Raw genomic sequence first — 14,192 nt, forward strand, 5'->3', positions numbered from 1 at the left:
TTTGTAGCACCCAGTCCGACTGGGCTTTCATTCTATTTTTAATAGGCAGAGTACAATGCTTTTAACATTTCCTCTGTGACTAGGATGATTTCATCATCGAAGGAACGAATGACCGTTCCGTCCGGTATTTTCACGTCACACGGCACAATCGCTTTTTCAATAAAACAATTGCTGCCAATTGTTGCATCCGGCATGATCACAGACTCCTTAACAGTGGAATCTTTTCCTACCGTTACGCCATGGAAGAGAACTGATTTCTCAATTTTCCCTTCAATCGTACACCCTTCATTAATGAGTGATTCCATTACTCTGGCATCCGGGGAAATATATTGCGGAGGACGATTAGGATTAACAGAATAAATTCTCCAGTCATGGTCAAATAGATCTAATTCGCAATCTTCCTCCAATAAATCCATATTGGCCTCCCAAAGACTCTTTACAGTGCCAACGTCTTTCCAATAGCCTTTGAACGGATAGGCATATAATTTTTTATTTTCTTCAAGAAGCCTTGGAATGACATCTTTCCCAAAATCGTGACTGGAGTCCGGATTGCGTGCATCCATTTCCAAATATTCTTTCAATATATTCCAACTAAAAATATATATGCCCATCGATGCAAGATTATTTTTAGGCTCACTTGGCTTTTCCTCAAATTCCAGAATTCTCAGTTCATCGTTTGTATTCATAATCCCAAACCGGCTGGCTTCCGCCCAAGGTACCTCGATCAGGGAGATTGTTACATCTGCTCGTTTTTCAATATGGTATTCAAGCATGGATTCGTAATTCATTTTATAAATATGGTCACCAGAAAGGATTAAAACGTAATCCGGCTGGTACTGCTTTAAGTAATTAAGGTTTTGATAGATGGCGCTTGCCGTACCGGTGTACCACTTCACTTCTGAGGATTCACTGTAAGGGGGTAAAACGGTTACCCCGCCATTTTTACTGTCAAGATCCCATGCACTGCCTATTCCAATATATGAATTTAACAAGAGCGGCTGATATTGCGTTAAGACGCCGACAGTATCAATTCCGGAATTTGCACAATTGCTTAAGGTAAAATCTATGATCCGATACTTCCCTCCGAATGGCACTGCCGGTTTTGCGAGGTCCTTTGTAAGAGCATTAAGCCTGCTCCCTTTCCCTCCTGCCAGCAGCATGGCTACGCACCTTTTCTTTTCCATTGCCTTTTCTCTCCTTCCGTTTTTTCACTTGTCTTATCATTTGAAACCCATACGGGGCAATTGTGAGCTTAATAGAATACGGTCTTCCGTGGAAGGGCTCATCTGAAGCCGGAATGGTGTGCTTATTAATGTGGCCGGCACCACCAAATTCTAAGTCGTCATTATTAAGAATTTCCCGGTATTCACCAGGGTTTGGCACGCCTATCTGATAATCCTGATAGCTGATGCCCGTAAAATTGCAAATGATGATTATCGCATCCTCTTCCTTCTTCCCTTTTCGAATAAAGGAAAACATAGACTGCTCGTTGTTATTAACATCCATCCACTCAAATCCATCCCACAGATGATCGAGTTCGTAGAGGGCTTTCGTGCGTTTGTAAACTTTCGTTAAGACTTTCACATAGGCATTCAGTTTTCGGTGCAGCTCGTAGTCCAAAAGATGCCAATCTAGCTGTTCTTTATCTTTCCATTCCGCGAACTGTCCCAGTTCAAATCCCATAAATAGCAGCTTCTTCCCGGGATGGGCAAACATATAGCCCAGTAAAAGCCTTAGCTGGGCAAATTTTTCCCAATAATCGCCGGGCATCTTATCCAATAATGATTTTTTCCCGTGGACAACCTCATCGTGTGAAAACGGGAGCATAAAGTTTTCTGAGAACGCATATAAAAGTGAAAAAGTGACCTTTGAATGGGCCTGTGACCTTGCAAACGGCGGCGTTTCCATGTATTCAAGCATGTCATTCATCCAACCCATATTCCATTTGTAATCAAATCCAAGACCGCCATAACGGACTGGGGTCGTTACCTTCGAAAAATCGGTAGAGTCTTCCCCTATCATTAAAAAATATGGATTATAGTCGTTTATTGCTTGATTAAGTTTTTTTAAGAAAGCAATGCCGAAGGGGTTTTCACTTTTTCTATTTGAGGCATTCGGCCAATAAATGATATTGGCAACAGCATCCATTCTGAAGCCATCGATATGGTAATTTTCCATCCAAAATAGGGCGTTTGAAATGAGGAAACTTTGCACTTCTCCTTTTCCAAGGTCAAAATTGGCTGTGCCCCAGATGTGGTTTTCCCTATCATTTAGATGGGAATAGGAATAAAGATGTGTACCGTCAAAATTATATAACCCATGAGCGTCCTTGCAGAAATGCCCAGGTACCCAGTCAAGGATGACCCCTATGCCATGCTGATGGCACTGTTCGACGAAATAGCGGAAATCATCCGGAGTCCCGTACCGCGATGTTACGGAGAAATAACCAGTCCCTTGGTACCCCCAAGAAGCGTCAAGTGGGTGTTCAACCAGCGGCAGCAGTTCAATATGCGTAAAGCCATGCTCCAATACATAAGGGACAAGTTCTTCCGCCAGTTCTCGATAGGTTAAAAAATCACCATTATCCTTGGTCTTCCATGAGCCCGCATGAACCTCATAAATGACGGCTGGTTCTGCCAGGAAGTTCGATTGTGCTTTGCGACTCATCCATTGAGTGTCACGCCATTTATAGTCCCCCAGCGAATAAACGACAGAGGCTGTATTTGGCCTTAATTCTGAGTAAAAAGCATAAGGATCTGCTTTTAACAGTCGTTTCTTTGATTTTGTGGTGATTTCATATTTATAATTGCAGCCATCTAAATTTTGCTTGATGACAATAATCCATACACCCTCACCATTTACTTTTTGTAATTCATATCCATCACCATTCCAGTGATTAAAATCCCCCACTAGCCTTACTTGGAGGGCATTCGGAGCCCAAACGCAAAATCGTGTATAAGTCTCTGCGGAATCCTTAAAGATATGAGCGCCAAAAAGCTGATGACTTTGAAAAAGATTTCCCTCGTGAAATAAGTGAAGCTGGTAATCAGTCGGAAAAAATGTATTCACTGCCATGGCTCTCCTCATCCTCACCTGAAAATATGTATTTCAAAAACCAATTATAAGTGCAAATAACAAATAATCCTTGTAAAACTTTTTTATCTTTTCTGACAGCAAGCGGGGAATGATTCTAAAAAATCTGTTTTTTTGACACAAATCTTCGTAATACGACAAAAAATCATTCAATTTTCGACATGATTCTATTAAGTTTTTTTGTAATTTTATTGTGAAAATAGTTTGAAAAGTTATTCAATTTTTGAAATGTTAGATACCAACATTTACGGAGAATAGGAGATTTGCAAGCGATTTCAACACTTTATTGCATTGCAGGAATAGCAAAAAGGTTATATTAATATAATGATTTGCATGTTCAAAAACAACAAAAAAGCTGATGACTATATGTCATCAGCTTTTTTGTATGACCCCTACGGGATTCGAACCCGTGTTACCGCCGTGAAAGGGCGGTGTCTTAACCGCTTGACCAAGGGGCCAAATGGCAGAGAAGAAGGGATTCGAACCCTCGCGCCGCTTACGCGACCTACTCCCTTAGCAGGGGAGCCCCTTGAGCCACTTGGGTACTTCTCTATTTGGCTCCGCAGGTAGGACTCGAACCTACGACCGATCGGTTAACAGCCGATAGCTCTACCACTGAGCTACTGCGGAATAATACTATGGTGGGCCTAAATGGACTTGAACCATCGACCTCACGCTTATCAGGCGTGCGCTCTAACCAGCTGAGCTATAGGCCCATAATGGAGCGGGTGATGGGAATCGAACCCACAACAACAGCTTGGAAGGCTGTGGTTTTACCACTAAACTACACCCGCATTATAATGGGGCGGCTGATGGGAATCGAACCCACGAATGTCGGAACCACAATCCGATGCGTTAACCACTTCGCCACAACCGCCGTGATGTTTTTTAAAATGAAAGGTGGCTCAGGACGGAATCGAACCGCCGACACAAGGATTTTCAGTCCTTTGCTCTACCGACTGAGCTACTGAGCCATTATTAAATCATTTTTTCTATTGAGCCAAAGATAAATGGCGGTCTGGACGGGACTCGAACCCGCGACCTCCTGCGTGACAGGCAGGCATTCTAACCAACTGAACTACCAGACCGGATTGCGGGGGCAGGATTTGAACCTGCGACCTTCGGGTTATGAGCCCGACGAGCTACCGGACTGCTCCACCCCGCGATAATAAGAAGTATTAAATTTACGTCATGCTAAAAGCTAACGTAGGACTGTATCAATCTCAGAAAGCTTATTCAAACAGCAGCTCGATTGATACAACTCGCAGATTATTCATCGAAGCAACGCTCGTTGCTCCACCCCGCGATAATAAGAAATATAAAATTGAACTTTATGGCGGAGGAAGAGGGATTCGAACCCCCGCGCGGTTTAACCCGCCTGTCGGTTTTCAAGACCGATCCCTTCAGCCAAACTTGGGTATTCCTCCATAAAATATGAAACTAATGGTGGACCTTGTAGGACTCGAACCTACGACCGGACGGTTATGAGCCGTCTGCTCTAACCAGCTGAGCTAAAGGTCCAAGTTAAGGTTCTCAAAAGATAATTTGGTAGCGGCGGAGGGGATCGAACCCCCGACCTTACGGGTATGAACCGTACGCTCTAGCCAGCTGAGCTACACCGCCAAATTACATATTTAAATCTAATGGTGGAGCCTAGCGGGATCGAACCGCTGACCTCCTGCGTGCAAAGCAGGCGCTCTCCCAGCTGAGCTAAGGCCCCATGATTTTAGTGAGAATGGTCGGGAAAACAGGATTCGAACCTGCGACCCCTTGGTCCCAAACCAAGTGCTCTACCAAGCTGAGCTATTTCCCGTACTATTAAATTTAATGGCGCGCCCGACAGGAGTCGAACCCATAACCTTCTGATCCGTAGTCAGACGCTCTATCCAATTGAGCTACGGGCGCATCTTAATTTTAAATGGTGCCGAGGACCGGAATCGAACCGGTACGGTAGTCACCTACCGCAGGATTTTAAGTCCTGTGCGTCTGCCAGTTCCGCCACCCCGGCAATTTTGGAGCGGAAGACGGGATTCGAACCCGCGACCCCCACCTTGGCAAGGTGGTGTTCTACCACTGAACTACTTCCGCAATATTTAAATGGTGCGGGTGAAGGGAGTCGAACCCCCACGCCTTGCGGCGCCAGATCCTAAGTCTGGTGCGTCTGCCAATTCCGCCACACCCGCATAATTATAATGGTGAGCCATGAAGGACTCGAACCTTCGACCCTCTGATTAAAAGTCAGATGCTCTACCGACTGAGCTAATGGCTCGAAATAATAAAGTCTATCCAAAGACAACTTAGTTATTTCTGCTTAAAATCCCTTCGGGATTTCTCGCATGCTTCCGCTGATGTAACTCAAGGAAGTAAGAAGCATGGTGCCGGCTAAAGGACTTGAACCCTCAACCTACTGATTACAAGTCAGTTGCTCTACCAATTGAGCTAAGCCGGCATATTAATATGGTGGAGGATGACGGGATCGAACCGCCGACCCTCTGCTTGTAAGGCAGATGCTCTCCCAGCTGAGCTAATCCTCCAATTTAACAGCCTGGCAACGTCCTACTCTCACAGGGGCTTTCGCCCCAACTACCATCGGCGCTGAGAAGCTTAACTTCCGTGTTCGGGATGGGAACGGGTGTGACCTTCTCGCCATTACTACCAGACCATTTATCAGACACTATTTTATTATAATGTCTATTTCATATTTTGCAAGAGGAAATTTAAACTTTTTCATTCCCTCAAAACTAGATAATGCAGAAGAAGTTTAGTAAAAACGAGTTCACCTTACTTAATATGACTTGGTTAAGTCCTCGATCGATTAGTATCAGTCAGCTCCACACGTCACCGCGCTTCCACCTCTGACCTATCAACCTGATCATCTTTCAGGGATCTTACTAGCTTGACGCTATGGGAAATCTCATCTCGAGGGGGGCTTCATGCTTAGATGCTTTCAGCACTTATCCCGTCCACACATAGCTACCCAGCGATGCCTTTGGCAAGACAACTGGTACACCAGCGGTGCGTCCATCCCGGTCCTCTCGTACTAAGGACAGCTCCTCTCAAATTTCCTGCGCCCACGACGGATAGGGACCGAACTGTCTCACGACGTTCTGAACCCAGCTCGCGTACCGCTTTAATGGGCGAACAGCCCAACCCTTGGGACCGACTACAGCCCCAGGATGCGATGAGCCGACATCGAGGTGCCAAACCTCCCCGTCGATGTGGACTCTTGGGGGAGATAAGCCTGTTATCCCCAGGGTAGCTTTTATCCGTTGAGCGATGGCCCTTCCATGCGGAACCACCGGATCACTAAGCCCGACTTTCGTCCCTGCTCGACTTGTAGGTCTCGCAGTCAAGCTCCCTTGTGCCTTTACACTCTGCGAATGATTTCCAACCATTCTGAGGGAACCTTTGGGCGCCTCCGTTACATTTTAGGAGGCGACCGCCCCAGTCAAACTGCCCACCTGACACTGTCTCCCACCCCGATGAGGGGTGCGGGTTAGAATTTCAATACAGCCAGGGTAGTATCCCACCGACGCCTCCACCGAAGCTGGCGCTCCGGCTTCTCAGGCTCCTACCTATCCTGTACAAGCTGTACCAAAATTCAATATCAGGCTACAGTAAAGCTCCATGGGGTCTTTCCGTCCTGTCGCGGGTAACCTGCATCTTCACAGGTACTATAATTTCACCGAGTCTCTCGTTGAGACAGTGCCCAGATCGTTACGCCTTTCGTGCGGGTCGGAACTTACCCGACAAGGAATTTCGCTACCTTAGGACCGTTATAGTTACGGCCGCCGTTTACTGGGGCTTCGATTCAGAGCTTCGCTTGCGCTAACCCCTCCTCTTAACCTTCCAGCACCGGGCAGGCGTCAGCCCCTATACTTCGCCTTGCGGCTTTGCAGAGACCTGTGTTTTTGCTAAACAGTCGCCTGGGCCTATTCACTGCGGCTCTTCGGGGCTATTCACCCCAAAAAGCACCCCTTCTCCCGAAGTTACGGGGTCATTTTGCCGAGTTCCTTAACGAGAGTTCTCTCGCTCACCTTAGGATTCTCTCCTCGCCTACCTGTGTCGGTTTGCGGTACGGGCACCTTTTATCTCGCTAGAGGCTTTTCTTGGCAGTGTGGAATCAGGAACTTCGGTACTATAATTCCCTCGGCATCACAGCTCAGCCTTAAGGTGAACGGATTTTCCTATTCACCAGCCTAACTGCTTACACGCACATATCCAGCAGTGCGCTTACCCTATCCTCCTGCGTCCCCCCATCACTCAAACGATAAAGAGGTGGTACAGGAATATCAACCTGTTGTCCATCGCCTACGCCTTTCGGCCTCGGCTTAGGTCCCGACTAACCCTGAGCGGACGAGCCTTCCTCAGGAAACCTTAGGCATACGGTGGATGAGATTCTCACTCATCTTTCGCTACTCATACCGGCATTCTCACTTCTAAGCGCTCCACCAGTCCTTACGGTCTAGCTTCAACGCCCTTAGAACGCTCTCCTACCGCGGACACCATAAGGTGTCCACCCACAGCTTCGGTGATACGTTTAGCCCCGGTACATTTTCGGCGCAGAGTCACTCGACCAGTGAGCTATTACGCACTCTTTAAATGGTGGCTGCTTCTAAGCCAACATCCTGGTTGTCTAAGCAACTCCACATCCTTTTCCACTTAACGTATACTTTGGGACCTTAGCTGGTGGTCTGGGCTGTTTCCCTTTTGACTACGGATCTTATCACTCGCAGTCTGACTCCCACGGATAAGTCATTGGCATTCGGAGTTTGTCTGAATTCGGTAACCCGATGAGGGCCCCTAGTCCAAACAGTGCTCTACCTCCAAGACTCTAACTACGTGAGGCTAGCCCTAAAGCTATTTCGGAGAGAACCAGCTATCTCCAAGTTCGATTGGAATTTCTCCGCTACCCACACCTCATCCCCGCACTTTTCAACGTGCGTGGGTTCGGGCCTCCATCCAGTGTTACCTGGACTTCACCCTGGACATGGGTAGATCACCTGGTTTCGGGTCTACGACTACATACTATTTCGCCCTATTCAGACTCGCTTTCGCTGCGGCTCCGTCTCTTCAACTTAACCTCGCATGCAATCGTAACTCGCCGGTTCATTCTACAAAAGGCACGCCATCACCCATGAACGGGCTCTGACTACTTGTAGGCACACGGTTTCAGGATCTATTTCACTCCCCTTCCGGGGTGCTTTTCACCTTTCCCTCACGGTACTGGTTCACTATCGGTCACTAGGGAGTATTTAGCCTTGGGAGATGGTCCTCCCTGCTTCCGACCGGATTTCACGTGTCCGGCCGTACTCAGGATCCACTCAGGAGGGAACGAAGTTTCGACTACAGGGCTTTTACCTTCTATGGCCGGCCTTTCCAGACCGCTTCATCTACCTCGTTCCTTTGTAACTCCATGTTGAGTGTCCTACAACCCCGAAAGGCAAGCCTTTCGGTTTGGGCTGTTCCCGTTTCGCTCGCCGCTACTCAGGGAATCGCGTTTGCTTTCTCTTCCTCCGGGTACTTAGATGTTTCAGTTCCCCGGGTCTGCCTTCAATACCCTATGTATTCAGGTAAAGATACTGCTCCATTACGAACAGTGGGTTTCCCCATTCGGAAATCTCCGGATCGGCGCTTACTTACAGCTCCCCGAAGCATATCGGTGTTAGTCCCGTCCTTCATCGGCTCCTAGTGCCAAGGCATTCACCGTGCGCCCTTTCTAACTTAACCTAAAAGGTTTTACTTACTCTTAAAAAATAAGAGAGAAAAACTAAAATGGCGATTACTCGGTTCTTACTTGGTTACTTCTTCTATACGATTATCTAGTTTTCAAAGAACGAAAGTTTTGAGAGATTGTTCTCTCAAAACTAAACAAACAAGAAACAATCAAACAAACATGTATTGTCTGGCTCATATGTCCAGCTTATATCCTTAGAAAGGAGGTGATCCAGCCGCACCTTCCGATACGGCTACCTTGTTACGACTTCACCCCAATCATCTGTCCCACCTTAGGCGGCTGGCTCCTTACGGTTACCCCACCGACTTCGGGTGTTACAAACTCTCGTGGTGTGACGGGCGGTGTGTACAAGGCCCGGGAACGTATTCACCGCGGCATGCTGATCCGCGATTACTAGCGATTCCGGCTTCATGCAGGCGAGTTGCAGCCTGCAATCCGAACTGAGAATGGTTTTATGGGATTGGCTCCACCTCGCGGCTTCGCTGCCCTTTGTACCATCCATTGTAGCACGTGTGTAGCCCAGGTCATAAGGGGCATGATGATTTGACGTCATCCCCACCTTCCTCCGGTTTGTCACCGGCAGTCACCTTAGAGTGCCCAACTGAATGCTGGCAACTAAGATCAAGGGTTGCGCTCGTTGCGGGACTTAACCCAACATCTCACGACACGAGCTGACGACAACCATGCACCACCTGTCACTCTGTCCCCCGAAGGGGAAATTCCTATCTCTAGGAGTGTCAGAGGATGTCAAGACCTGGTAAGGTTCTTCGCGTTGCTTCGAATTAAACCACATGCTCCACCGCTTGTGCGGGCCCCCGTCAATTCCTTTGAGTTTCAGCCTTGCGGCCGTACTCCCCAGGCGGAGTGCTTAATGCGTTAGCTGCAGCACTAAAGGGCGGAAACCCTCTAACACTTAGCACTCATCGTTTACGGCGTGGACTACCAGGGTATCTAATCCTGTTTGCTCCCCACGCTTTCGCGCCTCAGCGTCAGTTACAGACCAGAAAGCCGCCTTCGCCACTGGTGTTCCTCCACATCTCTACGCATTTCACCGCTACACGTGGAATTCCGCTTTCCTCTTCTGCACTCAAGTCCCCCAGTTTCCAATGACCCTCCACGGTTGAGCCGTGGGCTTTCACATCAGACTTAAAGGACCGCCTGCGCGCGCTTTACGCCCAATAATTCCGGACAACGCTTGCCACCTACGTATTACCGCGGCTGCTGGCACGTAGTTAGCCGTGGCTTTCTGGTCAGGTACCGTCAAGGTACCGGCAGTTACTCCGATACTTGTTCTTCCCTGACAACAGAGCTTTACGACCCGAAGGCCTTCATCGCTCACGCGGCGTTGCTCCATCAGACTTTCGTCCATTGTGGAAGATTCCCTACTGCTGCCTCCCGTAGGAGTCTGGGCCGTGTCTCAGTCCCAGTGTGGCCGATCACCCTCTCAGGTCGGCTACGCATCGTCGCCTTGGTGAGCCGTTACCTCACCAACTAGCTAATGCGCCGCGGGCCCATCTGTAAGTGTCAGCCGAAACCGACTTTCAACCTTCCCTCATGTGAGGGAAGAAATTATCCGGTATTAGCTCCGGTTTCCCGAAGTTATCCCAGTCTTACAGGCAGGTTGCCCACGTGTTACTCACCCGTCCGCCGCTAACCAATAGGAGCAAGCTCCTATTGATTCGCTCGACTTGCATGTATTAGGCACGCCGCCAGCGTTCGTCCTGAGCCAGGATCAAACTCTCCAATAAAGTTGAGTTGATTAGCTCAAAAATGTTACGTTGGCTTCGTTTCAAATGAAACGAATATTATTGTTTGTTGACGTTTTTGTTTGTTTAGTTTTCAAAGAACTATCATAAGGTTGAGTGTTTGTCCACTCACATTTTCTAGCATCGCTCTCAAAAGCGACTCCTTTAATTTATCACAGTCAACTTCTCGATGTCAACAACTTTTTTAAATTTCTTTTTCAGTTGTTTGCCACTCTCGAAGAGGACGAGAATTAATATACCATGATAAATAAATGTTTGCAATATAATTTATAATTTTTTTTTGAAATGATTTTAGTTTTTCTACCTAAATATCCATTAAAAAATATTATTGACCTCAAAAAACGAATTTTATCCTTGTAATTTCATCCTTAAGGGAGGTTAGAGGCATATTACAGATTCTAAACTGCAAATACATAAAACAAATAATAATTGTATATGTAATTAATGAAGCGTACGCATTTGTTCTTCCATATTGCGGTCCTTTATGCAAGAATCAAAGTATAAATAACAAATGAGTTTTCAAAAAAAATAGACGAATATATAAAATGGACGTGAATTTATGAGCAGCTTGGATTTAGATATACTGATTAAATTAGGAATTTCAGCTGTATTCGGTCTAATTATTGGCCTTGAACGGGAATTAAAAAGAAAGCCGGTTGGATTAAAAACAAGTCTCGTCATTTCAGTTGTCAGTTGTTTGCTGACAATTGTATCTATTGAATCGGCTTATATGTTCCCCGATTCAAAGGAAGTTAGAATTACCATGGATCCTTTGCGTTTGGCAGCACAAATCGTCTCGGGAATTGGTTTCCTTGGAGCAGGAGTCATTTTAAGAAGAGGTAATGACAGCATTTCCGGGCTAACTACAGCTGCCATGATTTGGGGGGCTGCCGGTATCGGGATTGCCGTAGGCGCAGGATTTTATTTAGAAGCATTCGTCGGCGTTGCCCTACTTATAATTAGTGTAGAATTTATCCCTGCCGTTATGAAAATTTTTGGACCAAAGCAATTACGGGAAAAAGAAATCATGCTTCAATTATTTATTCGAGACCAGGATCAGATTGATAAAGCTATATCTTATTTACTTGAGAAAAAATATATTTTGCGCAGAATACGGATTAAGGATCTAGATAACGGTGATCATCTGGTACAAATTTTAGTTGCTGTTGACTACCGCGAAAAGACAACGGATGTATATATGGCTGTTTCTGATATAGAAGGTGTTAAAAAGGTGGAAATTGAAAGCATTAGTTAAAAATAATTTTTTGTGATTCTCTAAATTTCCTCTTGCAATACGCTCGTAATGCAGATATAATTTTTCTTGTACTAATCCATCGGGGGCTTAGCTCAGCTGGGAGAGCGCTTGCATGGCATGCAAGAGGTCGTCGGTTCGATCCCGATAGTCTCCATCGTTATTCTGAAAAAAACCTTTGCAACTGCAAAGGTTTTTTTATTTTTCCAAAATTGATAAAAAAATTCCAAAATAAGAAAATTTTCCCTTGCAGCTATGATTCTCTTAAAATTATAATAAAAACCGTAAAATATTTTCAAATTTTAGAAATATCCGTTATTGAAAGGGGGGGAATTCTCAAGCCGATTGTAATCAGAAGTTTTATAACACCTTTGGCCCCTGCATCATTACCTGTCATCATTTTTTTATCTAAATTCCACATTCACTAATCCAATGGTTTATACGAAAGGGGGAGCTTCTATTTGGAAGCTAAAAAAATAAACACTCAAACTGAAAGCGATTACAGTTCTATCGTCCAGTCTTCTTCGTTTCAGACATTACTCTCCGAAAAGAAAAAATTTATTATTCCATTTACTATTTTCTTTTTCTGTTTTTATTTTGCCTTGCCAATCTTAACCTCTTATTCAACGATACTTAATACAAAATTTATCGGAAATATTACTTGGGCATGGGTATTTGCTTTCCTGCAATTTATTATGACATGGGGTTTGTGCATGCTTTATTCTAAGAAAGCGGCAAGGTTTGATGAGTTATCGTCCCAGGTCATTCAAGAAAGGGGGAATAGCTAATGAATACCCCTGCATTCCTTATGTTTCTTGCCATTGTTCTCGTAACGCTAGTCATCACATATTTCGCTTCCAAGAAAACCAAAAATGCCAGTGAATTTTATACGGCTGGCGGTGGTCTTACCGGCTGGCAAAATGGACTTGCCATCGCAGGTGATTATATGTCTGCAGCATCTTTCCTAGGGATTGCCGGTGCTGTAGCCCTGACCGGCTTTGATGGATTTTTCTATAGCATTGGGTTTCTAGTGGCTTACCTTGTCGTTCTCTATTTGGTAGCGGAACCGTTGAGAAACCTTGGCAAATACACTTTTGCCGATATGATAGCGGCTCGTTTTGATGCCAAAAAAATCCGCGGATTCGCTGCCATGAATACAATGACGATCTCAATTTTTTATATGATTGCTCAGCTTGTCGGTGCTGGTGCACTTATTAAATTATTATTAGGATTGGAGTATACAACCTCTGTCTTAATCGTCGGGGTGTTAATGACGGTATACGTTATTTTTGGGGGAATGCATGCAACAAGCTGGGTGCAAATCATTAAAGCGATCCTGTTAATGGGGGGCACCTTCATTATTTCTATGATTGTTTTTGCCAAGTTTAATTTTAGTATTACCGATATGTTTGCTCAAATGAAAACGGCAACTCCTTTAAAGGAATCCTTCCTAAATCCAGGTGTAAAGTACAAAGACGGTTTGGATACATTATCTCTAAATATGGGACTTGTTCTTGGGACGGCAGGGCTTCCGCACATTCTTGTCCGCTTCTTTACCGTAAAGGATGCCAAGACGGCACGCTCGTCTGTTGTTTATGCTACTTGGGTTATTGGACTATTTTACGTTATGACCATTTTCCTTGGTTTCGGTGCTGCAGCATTTGTCGGCAATGAAAAAATTATTGCTGCCAACCCCGCCGGAAATATGGCAGCGCCTTTATTAGCTCAAGCAATTGGCGGTAACATGTTGTTTGCCTTTATTTCTGCGGTGGCGTTTGCAACCATTCTCGCTGTTGTGGCGGGCCTTGTGCTGACAGCCGCTTCTGCGTTTGCCCATGACTTCTACAATGAGATTTTGAAAAAAGGAAAAGCAACCGAAAAGCAGCAGGTATTGATGGCCCGTTATGCAGCCATTGGGGTTTCTGTCGTATCTATTATTCTTGCATTAGGCGCACAAACGCTGAACGTTGCCTTCCTTGTTTCACTTGCATTTGCGGTTGCTGCAAGCGCAAATTTACCAGTCATTATTTATACCATCTACTGGAAACGTTTTAATACAAGCGGTGCGGTATGGGCGATGGTAGTCGGTCTAATTTCTGCTATCGGCTTAGTGCTGATCAGTCCGAATGTATTCAGTCCGGAAGTTGGTAAAGCTATTTTTGTAGGAAATCCTATTTTTCCATATACTACTCCAGGAATTGTTTCGATTCCGCTTGGTTTCTTAGCAGGTTACCTTGGAACCTTCTTCTCTAGCCAAAAGGCTGATGTTAAAAAATATGAAGAAGTGCTCGTTAAATCCAATACAGGGATTGGTTTAGGAAAATAAAATATAAAGGTTAAAAAA

The 14,192-nt window shown here is 45.5% G+C and carries 5 protein-coding genes, 22 tRNA genes and 3 rRNA genes; 4 read left to right on the top strand and 26 right to left on the bottom strand.

Annotated features, from left to right (window positions below; genetic code table 11):
* Nucleotides 1-38 precede the first annotated feature (38 nt).
* From QNN06_RS25680 to QNN06_RS25805, 26 genes are all read right to left on the bottom strand, one after another.
* On the bottom strand, nt 39-1,184 hold the full coding sequence (locus QNN06_RS25680; RefSeq protein WP_217037294.1) for a glucose-1-phosphate adenylyltransferase: 1,146 nt from the start codon (nt 1,182-1,184) through the stop codon (nt 39-41).
* Complete coding sequence (glgB, locus tag QNN06_RS25685; RefSeq protein ID WP_284036213.1) at nt 1,126-3,075, bottom strand: 1,4-alpha-glucan branching protein GlgB; 1,950 nt, start codon at nt 3,073-3,075, stop codon at nt 1,126-1,128. Before glgB ends, QNN06_RS25680 begins: the two co-directional genes overlap by 59 nt.
* Nucleotides 3,076-3,479: 404 nt before the next feature.
* Nucleotides 3,480-3,551, bottom strand: a tRNA-Glu gene (locus QNN06_RS25690).
* A gap of 3 nt (nt 3,552-3,554) precedes the next feature.
* A tRNA-Ser gene (locus QNN06_RS25695) sits at nt 3,555-3,645 on the bottom strand.
* 3 nt (nt 3,646-3,648) lie between these two features.
* Nucleotides 3,649-3,723, bottom strand: a tRNA-Asn gene (locus QNN06_RS25700).
* A gap of 9 nt (nt 3,724-3,732) precedes the next feature.
* Nucleotides 3,733-3,809: transfer RNA gene (locus QNN06_RS25705), tRNA-Ile, on the bottom strand.
* Between the two features lie 4 nt (nt 3,810-3,813).
* Nucleotides 3,814-3,887: transfer RNA gene (locus QNN06_RS25710), tRNA-Gly, on the bottom strand.
* A gap of 7 nt (nt 3,888-3,894) precedes the next feature.
* Nucleotides 3,895-3,970: transfer RNA gene (locus QNN06_RS25715), tRNA-His, on the bottom strand.
* Nucleotides 3,971-3,994: 24 nt separating this feature from the next.
* Nucleotides 3,995-4,067 (bottom strand) — tRNA-Phe (locus QNN06_RS25720).
* Nucleotides 4,068-4,104: 37 nt separating this feature from the next.
* Nucleotides 4,105-4,181, bottom strand: a tRNA-Asp gene (locus QNN06_RS25725).
* Between the two features lie 3 nt (nt 4,182-4,184).
* Nucleotides 4,185-4,258: transfer RNA gene (locus QNN06_RS25730), tRNA-Met, on the bottom strand.
* A gap of 169 nt (nt 4,259-4,427) precedes the next feature.
* Nucleotides 4,428-4,520, bottom strand: a tRNA-Ser gene (locus tag QNN06_RS25735).
* Nucleotides 4,521-4,537: 17 nt separating this feature from the next.
* Nucleotides 4,538-4,614 (bottom strand) — tRNA-Ile (locus tag QNN06_RS25740).
* 25 nt (nt 4,615-4,639) lie between these two features.
* A tRNA-Met gene (locus tag QNN06_RS25745) sits at nt 4,640-4,716 on the bottom strand.
* Nucleotides 4,717-4,737: 21 nt separating this feature from the next.
* A tRNA-Ala gene (locus QNN06_RS25750) sits at nt 4,738-4,813 on the bottom strand.
* A 16-nt stretch (nt 4,814-4,829) separates the two neighbouring features.
* A tRNA-Pro gene (locus tag QNN06_RS25755) sits at nt 4,830-4,906 on the bottom strand.
* A 15-nt stretch (nt 4,907-4,921) separates the two neighbouring features.
* A tRNA-Arg gene (locus tag QNN06_RS25760) sits at nt 4,922-4,998 on the bottom strand.
* Nucleotides 4,999-5,012: 14 nt separating this feature from the next.
* Nucleotides 5,013-5,101 (bottom strand) — tRNA-Leu (locus tag QNN06_RS25765).
* 5 nt (nt 5,102-5,106) lie between these two features.
* Nucleotides 5,107-5,181, bottom strand: a tRNA-Gly gene (locus tag QNN06_RS25770).
* 10 nt (nt 5,182-5,191) lie between these two features.
* Nucleotides 5,192-5,276: transfer RNA gene (locus QNN06_RS25775), tRNA-Leu, on the bottom strand.
* 10 nt (nt 5,277-5,286) lie between these two features.
* Nucleotides 5,287-5,362, bottom strand: a tRNA-Lys gene (locus QNN06_RS25780).
* A gap of 104 nt (nt 5,363-5,466) precedes the next feature.
* Nucleotides 5,467-5,542 (bottom strand) — tRNA-Thr (locus tag QNN06_RS25785).
* A 9-nt stretch (nt 5,543-5,551) separates the two neighbouring features.
* Nucleotides 5,552-5,627 (bottom strand) — tRNA-Val (locus tag QNN06_RS25790).
* Between the two features lie 9 nt (nt 5,628-5,636).
* Nucleotides 5,637-5,753, bottom strand: a 5S ribosomal RNA gene (rrf, locus tag QNN06_RS25795).
* Between the two features lie 135 nt (nt 5,754-5,888).
* Nucleotides 5,889-8,823 (bottom strand): 23S ribosomal RNA (locus QNN06_RS25800).
* A gap of 205 nt (nt 8,824-9,028) precedes the next feature.
* Nucleotides 9,029-10,578, bottom strand: a 16S ribosomal RNA gene (locus QNN06_RS25805).
* Together the 16S, 23S and 5S rRNA genes with 21 tRNA genes alongside form the textbook arrangement of a ribosomal RNA operon.
* Nucleotides 10,579-11,155: 577 nt before the next feature.
* Here QNN06_RS25805 and QNN06_RS25810 point away from each other — a divergent pair.
* From QNN06_RS25810 to QNN06_RS25825, 4 genes are all read left to right on the top strand, one after another.
* The gene (locus tag QNN06_RS25810) at nt 11,156-11,851 is read left to right on the top strand and encodes an MgtC/SapB family protein (RefSeq protein WP_213117947.1); all 696 of its coding nucleotides are present in this window, start codon (nt 11,156-11,158) and stop codon (nt 11,849-11,851) included.
* Between the two features lie 81 nt (nt 11,852-11,932).
* Nucleotides 11,933-12,005, top strand: a tRNA-Ala gene (locus tag QNN06_RS25815).
* A 304-nt stretch (nt 12,006-12,309) separates the two neighbouring features.
* On the top strand, nt 12,310-12,636 hold the full coding sequence (locus QNN06_RS25820; RefSeq protein WP_213117946.1) for a DUF485 domain-containing protein: 327 nt from the start codon (nt 12,310-12,312) through the stop codon (nt 12,634-12,636).
* Nucleotides 12,636-14,174: a solute symporter family protein gene (locus QNN06_RS25825; protein ID WP_213117945.1), complete on the top strand. Its 1,539-nt coding sequence runs from the start codon at nt 12,636-12,638 to the stop codon at nt 14,172-14,174. Before QNN06_RS25820 ends, QNN06_RS25825 begins: the two co-directional genes overlap by 1 nt.
* Nucleotides 14,175-14,192 lie beyond the last annotated feature (18 nt).

The sequence above is a fragment of the Neobacillus sp. 114 genome, assembly GCF_030127045.1.
In the GTDB taxonomy this organism is placed as follows: domain Bacteria; phylum Bacillota; class Bacilli; order Bacillales; family Cytobacillaceae; genus Neobacillus; species Neobacillus rhizophilus.